At 57.2% G+C, this 15,443-nt stretch carries 11 protein-coding genes; 5 read left to right on the top strand and 6 right to left on the bottom strand.

Annotated features, from left to right (window positions below):
• Positions 1–323 precede the first annotated feature (323 nt).
• Positions 324–1,748 (bottom strand): transglycosylase SLT domain-containing protein, encoded by a 1,425-nt coding sequence (locus tag AD948_RS12195; RefSeq protein WP_082782434.1) that lies wholly within the window; start codon positions 1,746–1,748, stop codon positions 324–326.
• A 192-nt stretch (positions 1,749–1,940) separates the two neighbouring features.
• Here AD948_RS12195 and AD948_RS12190 point away from each other — a divergent pair, with 192 nt between their 5' ends.
• The 3 genes from AD948_RS12190 to AD948_RS12180 are packed head-to-tail and all read left to right on the top strand — an operon-like array spanning position 1,941 to position 4,015.
• Positions 1,941–2,831: an ABC transporter permease gene (locus AD948_RS12190; protein WP_061472200.1), complete on the top strand. Its 891-nt coding sequence runs from the start codon at positions 1,941–1,943 to the stop codon at positions 2,829–2,831.
• Positions 2,828–3,667 (top strand): ABC transporter ATP-binding protein, encoded by an 840-nt coding sequence (locus AD948_RS12185; protein ID WP_006558330.1) that lies wholly within the window; start codon positions 2,828–2,830, stop codon positions 3,665–3,667. The genes AD948_RS12190 and AD948_RS12185 overlap by 4 nt, the downstream gene beginning before the upstream one ends.
• Positions 3,668–3,679: 12 nt before the next feature.
• Positions 3,680–4,015, top strand: a complete 336-nt coding sequence (locus AD948_RS12180) for a YnfA family protein (protein WP_061472199.1) — start codon at positions 3,680–3,682, stop codon at positions 4,013–4,015.
• Between the two features lie 420 nt (positions 4,016–4,435).
• Here AD948_RS12180 and AD948_RS12175 read toward each other — a convergent pair whose 3' ends face one another.
• The 5 genes from AD948_RS12175 to AD948_RS12145 all read right to left on the bottom strand — a co-directional run bounded on the left by AD948_RS12175 (position 4,436) and on the right by AD948_RS12145 (position 9,789).
• On the bottom strand, positions 4,436–5,791 hold the full coding sequence (locus AD948_RS12175; protein WP_058988343.1) for an inorganic phosphate transporter: 1,356 nt from the start codon (positions 5,789–5,791) through the stop codon (positions 4,436–4,438).
• A 339-nt stretch (positions 5,792–6,130) separates the two neighbouring features.
• A complete protein-coding gene (locus AD948_RS12165; RefSeq protein WP_039904248.1) occupies positions 6,131–7,189 on the bottom strand; it encodes a transporter in 1,059 nt (352 codons plus the stop codon).
• A 151-nt stretch (positions 7,190–7,340) separates the two neighbouring features.
• A complete protein-coding gene (locus AD948_RS12160; RefSeq protein WP_039904264.1) occupies positions 7,341–7,610 on the bottom strand; it encodes a hypothetical protein in 270 nt (89 codons plus the stop codon).
• Between the two features lie 175 nt (positions 7,611–7,785).
• On the bottom strand, positions 7,786–8,853 hold the full coding sequence (gene hisC / locus AD948_RS12155; protein WP_061472198.1) for a histidinol-phosphate transaminase: 1,068 nt from the start codon (positions 8,851–8,853) through the stop codon (positions 7,786–7,788).
• Between the two features lie 363 nt (positions 8,854–9,216).
• A complete protein-coding gene (locus AD948_RS12145; protein WP_081938934.1) occupies positions 9,217–9,789 on the bottom strand; it encodes an ankyrin repeat domain-containing protein in 573 nt (190 codons plus the stop codon).
• A 579-nt stretch (positions 9,790–10,368) separates the two neighbouring features.
• Between AD948_RS12145 and tkt the strand changes: the two genes are divergently transcribed.
• Positions 10,369–12,471, top strand: coding sequence for a transketolase (tkt, locus tag AD948_RS12140; RefSeq protein WP_061472196.1), 2,103 nt, complete (start codon positions 10,369–10,371; stop codon positions 12,469–12,471).
• Between the two features lie 99 nt (positions 12,472–12,570).
• Positions 12,571–15,426: a bifunctional transaldolase/phosoglucose isomerase gene (locus tag AD948_RS12135; protein WP_061472195.1), complete on the top strand. Its 2,856-nt coding sequence runs from the start codon at positions 12,571–12,573 to the stop codon at positions 15,424–15,426.
• Positions 15,427–15,443: the final 17 nt, after the last annotated feature.

The following is a 15,443-nucleotide window of genomic DNA, read 5'->3' as shown; positions in this document are numbered from 1 at the left end:
TAAAGCCGCCACCATGCTCCACAGGTGGCGTTCCCGGCAGTTTGCCCTCATCAAGGCTGCCGTTGCTGCCCCCTCGCCCTTGGCAAGCGATATTTCCTGTCCGGCATCTCCCCTTGCTCCGCTTGAGCCATGCTCCATTCCCAAAAAATGGAATAAGTCATCGGGTCGGTCCACTTGATCGGTGCAGGGCCATAAAAAAGCCTGTCAGGTGATCTGACAGGCTTTTCAAGAAGTCTGACCTAAAAGGTAGGTATCTCTTTAAACACCGTAAGGGGCGTTGGCTTTTCGCTCTGCCTCTCTTCTTCAAACCGGCCCGAGAAAGTTCAGGACCGGGAAGACGGAGAAACCACCACACACCCGCTTAGACGACGACACGCCGCAACCGCATCTTCATGCGAAAGATTTGTGAGCCGCGCGCGATAAAGACGGCTTTTGTTCACCTGCACCGCCGCTACCTGCGCCTTGGCCCCAGAGAGCGAGGCGTTTGCACGCGTTCTCGCCTGCCCTGTGGCCTGCTGAGCCATGGATGCTGACCCGAATGCGCCCACCTGAATGGCCCAGTCCCGCGCCGCGACTGTACGGGCTTTGCGGGTCAGCAAAGGAGCCGGTTCGGCCATGGCTGGCGTGACCAGATGAAAATTATGGCTGCTTTGCTGGGCAGAAGGCGCCGGCGTAGAAGCTGCTACGCGCACAACATGCGCTGGGACCGCCTCTTCCTGCTCAGGGTCCGCAATGGGGTTATCGACAGGTTCGGAAGAATCGACCGCCTGAGCCACCTGAACCGGCTCGGACTCTGTTGCGGCTGCGCCCGCTCCCAGCCGTTTGGCCCATGCGGCGCTTACATCATTCCGGGCAGTGGCTGCTGCAATGCTGGACCCCGAATGCCCAACTGGATGCCAGTCCGCCCCATAGGAAGGCGTTACAGGCGGATTACCATCACTGGCGGCTTCAGCCACCTGTACTGGCTGCGTGCTGGCAGCACTTCCACCCTGTCGGCGGGCCCATGCCGTGCGCACGGCACTTGTTTCAGGATTGGTCTGCACAGGCTGATAGGCAAGGGCCATGGAATCGTGGCTGGCGACCAGAATATCTGCCTGAGACCGATTGGACGGAGAAATCCCGACAATCTTGCGCCCGATGGAGGCCACATAATTGCGGGTCTCACGCGGCAGAGTGCGGTTGCGCGTCAAAAAATCTTCAAGCCGCCCCGGTCCCGCATTGTAGGCGGCCAGAAAACCGGGAGACCCGTAGATATCATACATCTGCCGCAGATAAGCCGTTCCCGCCATGATGTTGTCATGCGGTTCATAGGGGTCATCCCCCAGATTGTAGGCGTAACGCATTTCATCATAGGTGGGCGGCATCAACTGCATCAGCCCCATGGCACCGGGAACCGATGTAACAAACTGACCGTTATGGAACAGGCGACCTCCTGATTCCTGCTGCATTACAGCCCGAACCCAGGCTTCCGGCACGTCAAACCGTTTGGCGGCCTCCTGAATATACGGCCCCCACGGGTCTTCCGGCGGCCCGGGCGGCGCATAATAGGACCGTGCATGCGCCCGGTATTGGGCAGCTTCCTCGGCTACTGGCATGGACGGAGCATCACCAGGGCGAGGCTGGCCCGCGCACGCCGCCAGCAAGGCCAGAAGCCCAAGTGCTGGAGATGTGCTGAGAACACGACGCAGCATTCTGCCACTGCGCCGGGCCAGAAAAGCGCCGGAACAGAAAGATGGCCTGGATGTCATGGATTATATCCGCCCTGCCTGAAAGACGAGGAGCACCGGCCGACCCGGAAACCCTCCTGAAAGTGTTTGGAAAAAATCTTTTTTAAATGTTTATAACGCCATTCTTTTCCATGCAACACGTCATGCGCACAGAGCATAGGGCGTAAGAGCCGAGAGTTGCAGGCACAAGCCTGATCGGATAGGCGAGAAGGCATGATGGTCAGTTCCTCCCCCCCTGAGCAGACATTCGGAGCAGATCTTTCTGCCCCTGCCCCACACAACTCTGGAGAACCGGAGAAATGGGGCGTGAAAAAATCCCGCATTCTGCTTGCCTGCCAGGATATCGCAGATGCATGTGCTCTGTGGCGTCTGGCAACAACGCTGGGGTGGCTGGATGTCCGGCTGCAATATAGCGGCTCAACCTTCGGGCCTTTCTGGCTCACGCTTACAACAGCGGTTATGGTTGGTGCCATGGGGGTTATCTATTCCCAGCTTTTTCATCTAAACATTCACGATTACCTGCCCTACATCTCAATTTCGCTGATTCTGTGGCAGAATGGGCTCTCCACACTTATTCAGGAAAGCTGCAATACGTTCACCAACGCAGCCAATACACTGCGCTCTGTCACAATGCCGTATACCGTGCAGGCTTTGCGCACCACCATCCGCTGCGGCATCATGTTCAGCTATACTGTTGTTGTGCCGGTGGGGGTCTTCATCATGATGGGGGTCTGGCCGGGTGTCACCATGCTCCTTTCCCTCCCGGCCCTTGCCTTATGGCTTCTGGACTGTGTGGCGTTCTGCCTGCTTCTGGGCTCAGTCTGCGCACGCTTTCGGGATATTCCACCTATTGTGGGCAGCCTTCTTCAGATCCTGTTTTACGTGACACCCATCATTTGGGAGCCCAAGCAGATTGGCGCTGCAGCATGGTGGCTTTATCTGAACCCCTTCTATTCGCTGCTGGAAATCGTGCGCAGGCCCTTTCTGGGTCAGCTGCCTAGCGGAATGGCATGGATAATCGCCCTTGCCGCCAGCGTGCTGCTGTGCCTGCTGGCACTGTTCACATTCTCCCGCTCCCGCAACAGGCTGGCATTCTGGGTATGAGCACATCTCCTCTTGAGGCGCGGCGCGTACCCCGCGGCACATCCCGCATTGATATTGATCACCTCTCCCTTGATTTTCCCATTTTTCATGGGGGAGCACGTTCCCTCAAGAAAATGCTGTTCAAGCGGGGCAAGTCCATTCTGAACCACGCCACCGGCCCCCGTACCGGCGGCCAGGTGCAGATGAGGCCAGGGGAAAGCGGCACGGTTTACGTGCAGGCGCTGGAAGATGTCTCACTGCATATCCGCGCAGGGGAACGCGTGGGGCTGATTGGCCATAACGGGGCCGGAAAATCCACCCTGCTGCGTGTTCTGGCCAGCATCTACATGCCCGATGCCCCGAATGTGCACATTCACGGTCAGGTTGCGGCTCTGCTGGATGTCAATTCCGGAATGAATCAGGAACTGACAGGGCGGGAGAACATCACCCTGATGGGCCGCCACAAGGGGATGACAACCGCGCAGATCAAACAGTTGGAGCAGGATGTAGAAGCCTTTGCCCAACTTGAAACCTTTCTGGATCTGCCGGTTCGCCTTTATTCCACCGGCATGCGCATTCGGCTGGGGTTTGGGATTGCCACCACCATGACCCCGCAAATCCTGCTGATGGATGAATGGTTCATGGCAGGCGATGCCCATTTTCAGAAACGGGCTGAAGAACGTCTCGCCACCGTGGTAAACGGCACCGATATTCTGGTCATCACCTCCCATGCGCTGGATGTGCTGGAAAAATGGTGTACCCGGCTGGTGTGGATGGAAGCAGGCCGCATCCATATGGATGGTCCGACCCAAGACGTCATGCAGGCTTATCGCGCGTCTGCCGCCCCTCCAGCCTGAAAGACGGGTTTGATGCTACTCCTGAAACCTCTGATTATTTATCTAGCAGCAGGTTTTGCCGAAATTGCCGGATGTTTTGCCGTCTGGCTGTGGCTCAAGGAAGGCCGTTCAGTCTGGCTTCTGGTTCCGGGGCTGTTGAGCCTTATCCTGTTTGCCACACTGCTCACCCGTATTGAGTCAGACAGCGCAGGCCGCGCCTATGCCGCTTACGGCGGTGTCTATATCACCGCTTCCCTGCTGTGGATGCGGCTGGTGGAAGGCAGAAGCCCAGACAGGTGGGAAATACTGGGTGCGCTGATCTGCCTGGGGGGCGCCCTGATGATCCTTCTGGCTCCACGCAGCGCGTAACGCTCTCTCTGCCCACGCTTTTCAAATTTGAACGCTTTTCCGGACACTTGACCTGCTGAGACTTCTTGCCTCTGCACACCTGTTCGCCACCTTACCGAGATGGAAGCCCCGTCGGCCGGAGGAGTGAGGGCCTCTTTTGTCCTCTCGTGGTGGCCATTTAAAAAATCAGCATGTGAGAACAGGCAGGTGTGCTTTGAGCCAAAGGGTAAGCTTGAAGGCACGATACAGGGCCATCGAAACGGAATTCCAACGTATTCAGCCTCAGCCCCTCCCGTGCCTAAACAATGCGCCGTTCAAAACAACCTCCGTCCCTAAAATGCAGTAACCTGACGACCGCGACAGGCAAGAAAAAACCCTGCCTGACAAAGTCAGACAGGGTTCCAAAATGCAGTCATTGCACCTGTGCAGGCACGCCTGTTGTTACATGCTCATGACATAAAACAGAGAAGCTGCAATCGCGATGGTAATGGGCAATGTGAAAATCCACGCCAGCGCAATTTTGGTCAGCATGGCCGGGTTGATGCCGCTTCCTGAACCTATCATGGTGCCAGCAATACCAGCCGTGATGATGTGCGTGGTTGATACGGGCAGGCCAGTATAACCAGCCGTGGCGATCAGACCTGCACCCACCAGTTCTGCCGAAGCGCCCTGTGCCGGTGTAAGATGGGTGTTGCCAATTTTCTCACCCAACGTATGCACGATGCGCTTGTAGCCGATCATCGTGCCCAGACCGAGGCACAGCGCGCTGAGCAGACGCACCCACCAAGGGGCATATTCCACCGTGGGACGCAGGGTAGCACTGATATCCTTGGCTGTTTTCTTATCAGCAGCAGAGGCATCCGGATTGTTGGTCACGGCTTTCAGGCCAGCAATAACCTCGTAAATATCAGCCCGCAGCATGGAAGGAATAACCTTTGCAGGGTCCGTGTTCTGCAAACGGTTGGCTGAAAGCACAGCTTCATCACGCAGGCCATCATGATCGTACTTGTCGATCAGCGGAGCAGCAATGACGGCCTGAGGCGCGATCTGGGCAATATGCGGTGCCGCATTGGGGCTGAGCGCAAAGGTAGCGGGCAGAATACCGATAATGGTCAACATGATCAGGCCGATACTTTTCTGGCCATCATTGCTGCCGTGGGAGAAGCTGACACCCGTGCAGGTCAGGATCAGCAGACCACGCACAAATTTATGCGGCGGCTTTTCACCCTGCGGCGGCTGATACAGTTCCGGGTCCTTTATCACCAGTTTCATGAGGGTGTAGAGCAGCCCGGCTCCCACCAACCCAAGAATGGGGGAAATTGCCAGCGCCCGCAGCACTTTCCAGATCTGGGACCAGTCAACACTGTTGCCCAGTCCACGGGCATGCAGAAACGCATCCCCAATCGCCACACCAATCAGAGCGCCAATAACGCAGTGTGAACTGGAATTGGGAATACCAAACCACCAGGTAAACAGGTTCCACGCCAGCGCTGTGCCAAACAAGGCGATCAGCATGGGCACGGCGGGGTCACCGTTAGGGGGCGAGAGTACGTCTGCGGGAAGCAGTTCAACAAGGCCGTAAGCCACGCTGATACCGCCAGCCAACACCCCGATGAAGTTCATGAGGCCAGACCAGAGCACGGCCTGCTTGGGCTTGAGGGAATGCGTGTAAATAACCGTTGCAACGGCATTGGCCGTATCATGAAAGCCGTTAACAAATTCAAAAACACAGACCAACAGGAAACAGATGGTCAGTGCCAGAAGGGAAAGCACCGAGTACGGAGCAAAATGGAGCATGGGAACCACGAGCTGAGTTGCGATGCCCGTATTAAACGCGGAATACCGCGCATTTCACCTGTACCACCCGGTATTTCATAAAAGATTAACCGACCCTTTACCTCTCGGTCAGCAGAACATTCCCTGTCTCAAAACACCTGATTTGCAGTCTCAAAAGAAAAAAACCGATTTTTCTTCTTTTGTCAGAAGTGATTATCAGGTTTCCGATACGTTCTCTCCCTGAGAACATCGCATATGTCAGCATTCCCCTGACATGCGTGCGGAACCACTGGTCGCAAGCCCGCGTTTAGCAGACACGCAGCACTGTGAAGCGCACGAATCCGTGCGCTGACGTCCTGCTCAGAGCAGCTTTGTCACCTTGAGAACCAGCCAGGTGCCAAGCATGATGATGAAGCACAGCCCTCCGGCCTCTACCGTGCCCCAGGATCCATCGGTCAGAAACATGCCGCCCGTATTCATACCGAAAAAGCCGGTTACAAACGTGGCAGGCAGCATCAATGTTGTGCCGACGGACACGATATACAGCCGACGGTTGGTTTCTTCCGCCTGATTGGATGTCAGTTCGTCCTGAAGAGAACGGGCACGGTCCTGCAACGCCAGAAGGTCATCCAGTGCAGCATGAACCTGCCGTTGGGAACGGTCACGCAGGTCATCCTCCGCCCATTCCGGCAGCTCAAGTTCTTCATCACGAAAAATACGGTCAACAGGAGCCAGAACGCGCCGCAGTTCCGTCGAGCGCCGTCTGACAAGACCAAGAAGCCCGCTCATACGTCCCAGGTCCGTATCCCGGTCCAGCATCAGCAGAACATCTTCCGCCCGGTCTAACTGATCATCCAGTCGGGCAAAATCACGGCGCAACGTATCGGCAAATTCCAGCAGGGCTCGGTCAACAAGATTGGCCGGAGAACGCGGCACAAGCCCACGCTGCAATTCATGATACACCACCCCCAGCGCAGGGATGGGATGCCGGCGGGTAGTGATCAGCAAATCAGGCTGAAGCGCAAACCGCCATGTGCTGACATTGCGGTCATCATCCGTGGTGGTGTCATCAAACGCGGGTAGCGCGCCAAACACCGTTTCCTCTTCATTGTCCAGACGGATGCTGCGTTCCAGATTGGTGAGAACCTGCCGCACTTCTTCCGGCAGGGAGGGAATACTTTCGATCTGTGCGCGGGAGAGGGTATGGACAATATCAAAATGGAACCATGCCCAGCCTTCCATGGCTGCAATTTCAGGCGGGAAAACGCCTGTCGCCAGCCTATGGGAGACCACATCCCGGTCAAGCTCCAGGGGCTCCTGCCCGGCCCGGCAGAAAATGGCCCAGATCAGGCCATCACGCAGCAAAGTGCCGCCTTCTGAGAGAAAGTCAGGCATAGCGGACGAGGTGGTTCCGGCCATCACTCTACTCCTACTTCCCGAAATGATGACCTTTGCTCCCGAGACGACTGAACCGCTTTCTGAAAAACCAGTCCAGCCTGCCTTTGCAGAGTCGCCCGCTACATATCACGAGGTGGCGGGGTTACAAAATGGCTGTACCCCGCCCGGCCTCTTATTTTCCCCGCACAGGCCGGCGCCCCTGCGGCGCTCCCGTCCCCTGACGAGGGGCAGAAGCTTTCTTGGCAGATTTCAAGACCGGAGCCGCGCTGATTTCCGCTTCAAGCTGGGCAATACGCTTCCGCACGCTCTCCTTCAGGGCCGGAGAGGTGTGAGACTTCATGCCCGCCAGAGTTTCCTTGAGATCGCGCAACTGTTTCTGCTTTTCAGCCAGATTGCGCCGAATGGGCTGGTTGTCAGAAAGCTGACCATGAAAGGCACGCATGGGGGTAAACTCCATCTCTCAAACACGCCCTTATGTGGCACCACACCACACAGAGCACACAAATAACGAGCTTCCTCTCCCGCTTTTGGCAAAGGGGAGAAAAAACATCCTGATTATTGATACAGAAAACACGCCCGACCGCCGGAGCCTGATCTGGCCGACGGTAAAAGCGTGCTCAGGTATTGCGGTGCAGGATATCCCGCAAGGCAGAGAGCAGCATAGCGCACTGCTGGTCTGTCCCAACCGTAATACGCAACCACGATGATGTGCGCGGACCACGCAAGTGGCGAACAATTATGGCGCGCTCCCGCAGGGCCGCCGCCAGTTGCACCGCATCACGATCAGCATGATGAGCATAAACAAAATTGGCTTGTGAAGGCAAGACGTCAAACCCCAGTCCCTGTAAGCCGGAGGTCAAACTGGTGCGGGACGCGATAACCTTCTGAACGGACTGCTCAAACCACGCTTCATCTTCAACGGAAGCCGTTGCACCCGCCTGCGCAATGCGGTCAAGCGGGTAGGAATTAAAGCTGTCCTTGACGCGCACCAGCGCTTCAATCAGGTCCGGCTGACCGAATGCAAACCCCACGCGCGCACCAGCCAGTGCCCGAGACTTGGAGAACGTCTGCACCACCAGAAGATTGGGATAGTCTTTCACCAAGGTTACAGTGCTTTCCGCACCAAAATCCACATAGGCTTCATCCACCAGCACAACGCGGTCAGGATGCATGGCCAACAAGGCCTTGATATCATCAAGCCCCAGAGCAACCCCGGTAGGCGCATTGGGGTTGGCCAGGACAACGCCACTGCATGGTCCGGTGTAATCCTGCACCCGAACACGCATGTCTTCCGTCAGCGGCACAAGCCGGTATGGCAGGGAATAGAGACCACAGTAAACTTTGTAGAAACTGTAGGTCACATCCGCAAACAACAGCGGGTCCCCATGTGCGAACAACGCCTGAAACGCATGCGCCAGCACCTCATCAGACCCGTTCCCGACAAACACATACTCGGGCGGCAACCCAACACGCTTCCCCAGCGCCGTGCGCAGGGCCAGACATTCCGGGTCAGGATACAGGCGCATGCTCTCATCCGCTGTGGCCCGCATGGCCTCCAACGCACGCGGAGACGGACCATAGGGAGATTCATTAGTGTTCAGCTTGATCAGATCAGCCAGTTTGGGCTGCTCACCCGGCACATAGGGCGTCAGACTATGGACAAGGGGGCTCCAGAAACGGCTCATGCTGAACTATCCGCAAAAAAAGAGGCGACCCAAAAGTGGCCGCCCTTTCCCCTACCTGATGCCGCCCCGACTGAAAACCCTGCCAATCAAGAAGCAGATCCCTCCGCCCTATATCCTACGCGGACAATGGGCTCTGTTACGCCTGCCAGCATTCTGATCACCCAAAGACGCTGCCAGAAAATCTGCGACACAGGCGTGAGGAAGGATTTTGCAGAACCTAAAAAAGTAGTTTTAAAGACCCCACGAACCATGAGGACAAAAACCTTCAGCATTCAGCCACGGACACCCCGCCAGACCAGCCTGACGGCTCTTCCAAACTGACGGACGATCTTTTCAATCCGCTTCTCAACACGCCCAGTTCCGTCAGGAGGCTGCGCGTGTTTCCTGTTTCATGAGTCCTGCAAGAACGGTGTTCCCCTGCCTGCGTGCAAGATCCTGCGCGTTCAGCCCTTCTCCATCACGGCGGGTTGGGCAGGCGCCGGCTTTCAGCAGCAGCTTGGCCATGTCATCCCGCCCGAACATTACGGCAAACATCAGCGGCGTACGGCCAACACTATTGGGCACATCGACCCCGGCCCCTGCTTCCAGCAGAAGGCGCGCGATCGGCAGATTGCCTTTAAAGGCCACCCCAGCCAGTGCAGTTGCCCCTTTTTCATCTTGCAGATCAGGCTTGGCCCCGCCTTTCAGCAAGGCTGAAACAGCATCTATATTGCCGTTGTAAGCCGCCAGAATAAGGGGAGTATATCCTTTTTCAGCGCGCAGGTTGGGGTCCATTCCGGCTTCAAGAAAACTTGCCAGAAGTTCTGCATCCCCTTCACGCGCGGCGTTAATGAACAAAGCTTCAATCTGCTGTTGTGTAAACCCACTTGCCGCGGCCTCTGCGCCTGCGGGCATGGAGTCCTGCAAACGGGGGTCCTGAGAAGAAACCTCTGTCATGACCAACCTCCGGTTAAAGTGTTTACGGGTTGCAAAACAAGCGCGCAGTCAGCGACGCACCCCAAGGCAAGCATTGCACCGCGCATAAAACTCTATAACGCAAACGCACCATCCTGTGCAGCGTTTCCTTCCTGCAGAGCAGATTACACTCTCGCGAGTATGATGCGTCACACTTCCCCAGACCATCATCACGGGTTTGTGATAACATCACCCACCCCTCAATCTTCCCTCACCTGATCAGGCTATCCGCCCCAACAAAGGCACCAAGCTCCCATTAAAGAGGGCTCCCCTAGTTTTCTTCCGCGCCCCACCCAGTTTCAGATGCAGAAAAATAACGGCCCCATGCCCTGAGTTCTCATGCAGCCCGCAGGTTTTTCGGGCGTTACATCAGAAGACCATTCCGCATTTTATGTCCCTGCTTCATCAGGATTGCGCCTGCTCTCTTGCCGAGCAACACCTGACCGTGTGAATGTGCGGAGCCTTGAGGAGCCAGCAGCCGCTTTTTGTTCTATAAAGCGGTGTACGGGCTCCAGAATATTTTGCGGGCCGGAAGAAGCCCACTCTGGAGGATAGGTTAGCATGCGTGCCTTATTTCCCACCCCTCTCCGCGCACCAGACGGTGCGGAAGCCGGCGGGACGGCCAGTCTCGATAACCTGTGCATCAACACCATCCGCACCCTTTCCATGGATGCTGTGCAGAAAGCCAATTCCGGGCACCCGGGCACGGCCATGGCCTTGGCTCCTGTTGCCTATACCCTGTGGCAGGATGTGCTGAATTACGATCCAGCAGACCCGCTGTGGCCGAACCGTGACCGCTTTGTGCTGTCCATCGGCCATGCGTCCATGCTGATCTATTCCCTCATTTATCTGGCCGGTGTTCGGCAGGTCAAACAGGGCAAAGTCACCAACGCCCCTGCCCTGACGGTGGAAGACCTTGAGCAGTTCCGCCAGCTTGATTCCAAAACACCCGGGCATCCGGAATACGGCCACACCACGGGCGTTGAAACCACAACCGGCCCGCTGGGTCAGGGCTGTGGCAATTCGGTGGGGATGGCCATGGCCGAGAAATGGCTGGCCGCCCGCTACAACAAGCCGGGTTTTGAGCTGTTCAACCACCATGTCTATACCCTGTGTGGGGATGGCGACATGATGGAAGGAATCTCCAGCGAGGCCGCCTCAACTGCCGGACATCTGAAACTGGGCAACCTGATCTGGATGTACGATGCCAACCGCATCTCCATTGAAGGGTCCACCGATATCGCCCTGACAGAAAATGTGGGTGAACGGTTTGCCGCCTATGGCTGGCAGGTGCTGGAACTGAAGGATGCGAACGATACCGCAGCCCTGAAAGACCTTCTGGCCAAAGCCAAAGCAGAGACAACCCGCCCCACCTTTATCCTTGTACATTCTGTTATTGCCTGGGGCGCACCGCATAAGGCTGGCACGGCCGCAGCCCATGGCGAGCCGCTGGGTGTGGAAGAAATTCGGGAAACCAAGAAAGCCTACGGCTGGCCGGAAGACAAAAGCTTCTATGTGCCTGATGGCGTTCTGCCCCACATGCAGCAGGGTCTTGGCACACGTGGCGCAACCGCCCGCGCAGCGTGGGAAAAACTGTTCGCGGCTTACCGCAAGGATTACCCGGAACTGGCCGCTGAACTGGATGGTATTTTCAGCGGCACCCTGCCGGAGGGCTGGGATGCAGACATCCCGACCTATGAGGCCAGCGAAAAAGGCATTGCCTCCCGCGCCAGCTCTGGTGAAGTGCTGAATGCCGTGGCGGGTCGCCTGCCGTGGCTGCTGGGGGGCTCTGCTGACCTTGCCCCTTCCACCAAAACCCTCCTCAAAGGCGAGCAAAGCTTCCAGCCCAAGGAATGGAACGGCTCCTATGCAGGGCGGAACCTCCACTTTGGTGTACGTGAACACGCCATGGGAGCCATTGTAAACGGCATGGCCCTCTATGGTCTGCGTCCGTTCTGCGCCGGGTTCCTGATTTTCTCTGATTACATGAAGGCACCCATCCGTCTGGCGTCCCTCATGCAGCAGCCGGTCACGTATGTGTTCACCCATGATTCCATCGGGGTGGGAGAAGACGGGCCAACCCATCAGCCAATCGAACAGCTTGTGCAGCTTCGTGCCACACCGGGCATGACCACCATCCGCCCCGGTGATGCAAATGAAGTTGCGGAAGCGTGGCGCTTTCTGATTGCCAAGCAGGATGGCCCGGTCGCTCTGGCACTCAGCCGCCAGAACCTGCCCACGCTGGACCGCAGTCGCTACGCTCCGGCCTCCGGCGTTGCGAAGGGCGCTTATGTGCTGGCAGACAGCAAGGAAACACCCAAGGTAATCCTGATTGCATCGGGCAGTGAACTGTCTCTGGCTGTCTCTGCCTATGAAGCCCTGAGCAAAGACGGCATTCCGGCCCGCGTGGTCTCCATGCCAAGCTGGGAGCTGTTTGAAGCCCAGCCACAATCCTACCGTGATAGCGTGCTACCGCCTTCCATAACGGGCCGTGTCGCCATTGAAGCTGCCTCCCCTATCGGGTGGGACCGCTACACTGGCTTCAGTGGTGAGATCATTGCCATGCACGGATTTGGGGCCTCCGCCCCGGCGGGCAAACTGATGGCAAAGTTTGGCTTTACACCAGAAGCCGTTCTGGAAGCCGCGCGCCGTCAGGCCCGTTAAAGCCGGGCGTGGTTCCACCACGCGCCATACAGAATGCACGTAGAATGCGCTCCTGCCCGCCATTTCAGGCGGGAGCGCAGCAGAGAAGGGACGTTACGCATGACTGCTTCACACACTCAGGTGGCAAACCCGCTACAGGCTCTGGCAGCGGTTCAACAGTCTCCATGGCTGGACTTCATCCGCCGCTCCTTTGTGGAAGATGGGTCTCTGGCACGTCTGGTGCAGACTGATGATGTGCGTGGCGTGACGTCCAACCCGGCCATCTTCCAGAAAGCCATGGGAGAAGGCACGGAATACGACCCCCAGATCAAAACCATTCTGGCGGAAGAAATCGTCTCCCCCGGTGAGCTGTATGAAAAACTCGCCGTGCAGGACATCAAGAAGGCCGCCCATGTTCTGGCACCGGTTTATGAGCAGACCAAGCGGCGAGATGGCTTTGTAAGCCTTGAAGTCTCCCCCTATCTCGCGCGGGACGAAAAAGGCACGGCCCATGAAGCAGCCCGCCTGTGGGCCGATGTGGCTGAACCCAATCTGATGATCAAAATTCCGGCCACACCGGAAAGTATCCCTGCCATTCGGGAAACCATCGCAGCGGGCATCAATGTCAACGTAACGCTCATTTTTGCGCTTTCCGCCTACAAAGCGGTGGTGGATGCATGGCTCTCCGGGTTGGAAGACCTGCATAAAAAAGGGGGAGACATCTCCCGTGTGGCCTCCGTGGCCTCCTTCTTTGTCAGCCGCATTGATGGCAAGATTGATGCGGAAATAGACCGCCGCGTCAAAGCCGGAGATGCGGAAGCCGAGGCCCTGAAGGTCCTGCGTGGCAAGGTGGCCATCGCCAACGCCAAACTGGCTTACGTGTATTGGCAGGAAATTATCCAGACCCCGCGCTGGAAAACGCTGGAAGCAGCCGGTGCACAGCCACAGCGCCTGTTGTGGGCGTCTACCGGCACCAAGGATAAGGCTTACAGCGATGTGCTGTATGTAGACAGCCTGATCGGCCCGCACACGGTTAACACCCTGCCCCCCGCTACCATGGATGCCTTCCGTGATCATGGTACGGTCAAGGAAACCCTGGGCACCGGAATTGATGCCGCACGCCACGTTCTGGCGGAAGCTGAACGGCTTGGCCTGAACCTGGATGGCGTTACGCGCATTCTGGTTGATGAAGGTGTGACCTCCTTTGCGGAGGCTTTTGATGGTCTTCTGGGGTCTGTGGCCGCCAAGCAGAAGGCCCTGCTGGGTGAGAAGCTGACGGACATCAAGACAGCCCTTCCGGCAGACCTCGAAAACGCCGTGCAAAAAGGTCTGAAAGACTGGTGCAAGGATGGCACTATCCGCAAACTGTGGAACAAGGATGCCTCCGTCTGGACCGGCGGTGAAGAAGCCAAATGGCTGAAATGGCTGGACACGGTTGATGAACGCCTTGCCCACGTTGCCGAACTGGAAAGCTTTCAGGCTGAAGTTAAAGCCCGTGGTTTCAAACAGGTTCTGCTGATGGGCATGGGCGGCTCAAGCCTTGGTCCGGAAGTGCTGGCGGAAACATTCGGCAAGCATGAAGGCTTTGGCCACCTGTATGTGCTGGACAGCACGGACCCGCAGCAGGTTGCGACCTACGCCAAGAAGATTGACCCGGCCAATACGCTGTTCATCGTTGCCTCCAAATCTGGCGGCACGCTTGAACCCAACATCATGCTGGCCTATTTTCATGACCTCGCCAAAAAGGCGCTGGGCGAGAAAGTTGGCAGCCATTTTGTCGCGATTACAGACCCCGGATCCAAGCTGGAAGCCCTTGCCAAGAAAGAAGGTTTCTGGAAAATTTTTGCTGGCGAACCGCAGATTGGTGGCCGGTATTCCGTGCTCTCTAATTTCGGTCTGGTTCCCGCCGCAGCCTCTGGCATTCCGGTCAAACTGTTTCTGGAAGACGCTCTGCGCGGCGTGCGCATGAGCGATGCCAGCGTGCCCCCTGCCCAGAACCCCGGCGTATTGCTTGGCACCATTCTGGGCGTTGCCGCAACGCAGTTCGGGCATGACAAGCTGACCGTTATTGCCACACCGCAGATTGCCGATTTTGGCGCCTGGCTGGAACAGCTTGTTGCGGAATCCACCGGCAAGCACGGCAAGGGCATTATCCCCATTGATGAAGAAACACTGGGCGGCCCCAAACGCTATGGCACGGATCGTCTGTTTGTGTACCTACGTCTGGCACCAGAACACCGGCATGAACAGGATGAAGCCATTGCCACGTTGATTGACGCCGGGCAGCCGGTAGTGACCATCACGTTGCACAGCAAACGCCAGATTGCGCAGGAATTCTTCCGGTGGGAACTGGCTACCGCGGTCGCAGGCGCGTTTCTGGGCATTGATCCGTTTGACCAGCCTGATGTGGAAGCCAGCAAGGTTGAAACCCGCAAGCTGACAGATGCCTACAACAAAACCGGCAAACTGCCTGCCGAACAGCCTTTTGCGGAACACGGCCCGTTTGCCTTCTTTGCAGACAAGACCAATGCCGCTGCCCTGAAAGGCGATAGCGCTGAAGCCATTCTGAAGGCCCATTTCGATCGTGTAAAAGCCGGGGATTATGTCGCCCTGCTGGCCTATATCGAACGGGACGCCTCAACGCGGGAATGGATTCAGCACACACGTCTGAAAATCCGTGACGCCAAAACCGTAGCAACAGCGGCCGAGTTCGGTCCCCGTTTTCTGCACTCCACCGGGCAGGCCTACAAAGGCGGCCCCAACACCGGCGTTTTCCTGCAAATTACAGCCGATGATGCCCATGACCTGCCGGTTCCTGGCGAGAACTACTCCTTCGGGGTTGTCAAAGCGGCTCAGGCGCGGGGAGACTTTGATGTGCTGGCCGAACGTGGCCGCCGGGCTCTGCGCGTGCATATTCGGGGCAGCCTGAAAGACGGTCTGGCCGAACTGGCCAAAGCCGTGCACCAAGTAGTCTGATAACAGAACAGAAGGAA

This window comes from Acetobacter senegalensis (assembly GCF_001580995.1).
GTDB classification, from domain to species: Bacteria; Pseudomonadota; Alphaproteobacteria; order Acetobacterales; family Acetobacteraceae; genus Acetobacter; species Acetobacter senegalensis.
The sequence above is the reverse complement of the archived record's forward strand: the minus strand, read 5'-3'. Positions and strand labels throughout refer to the sequence as shown.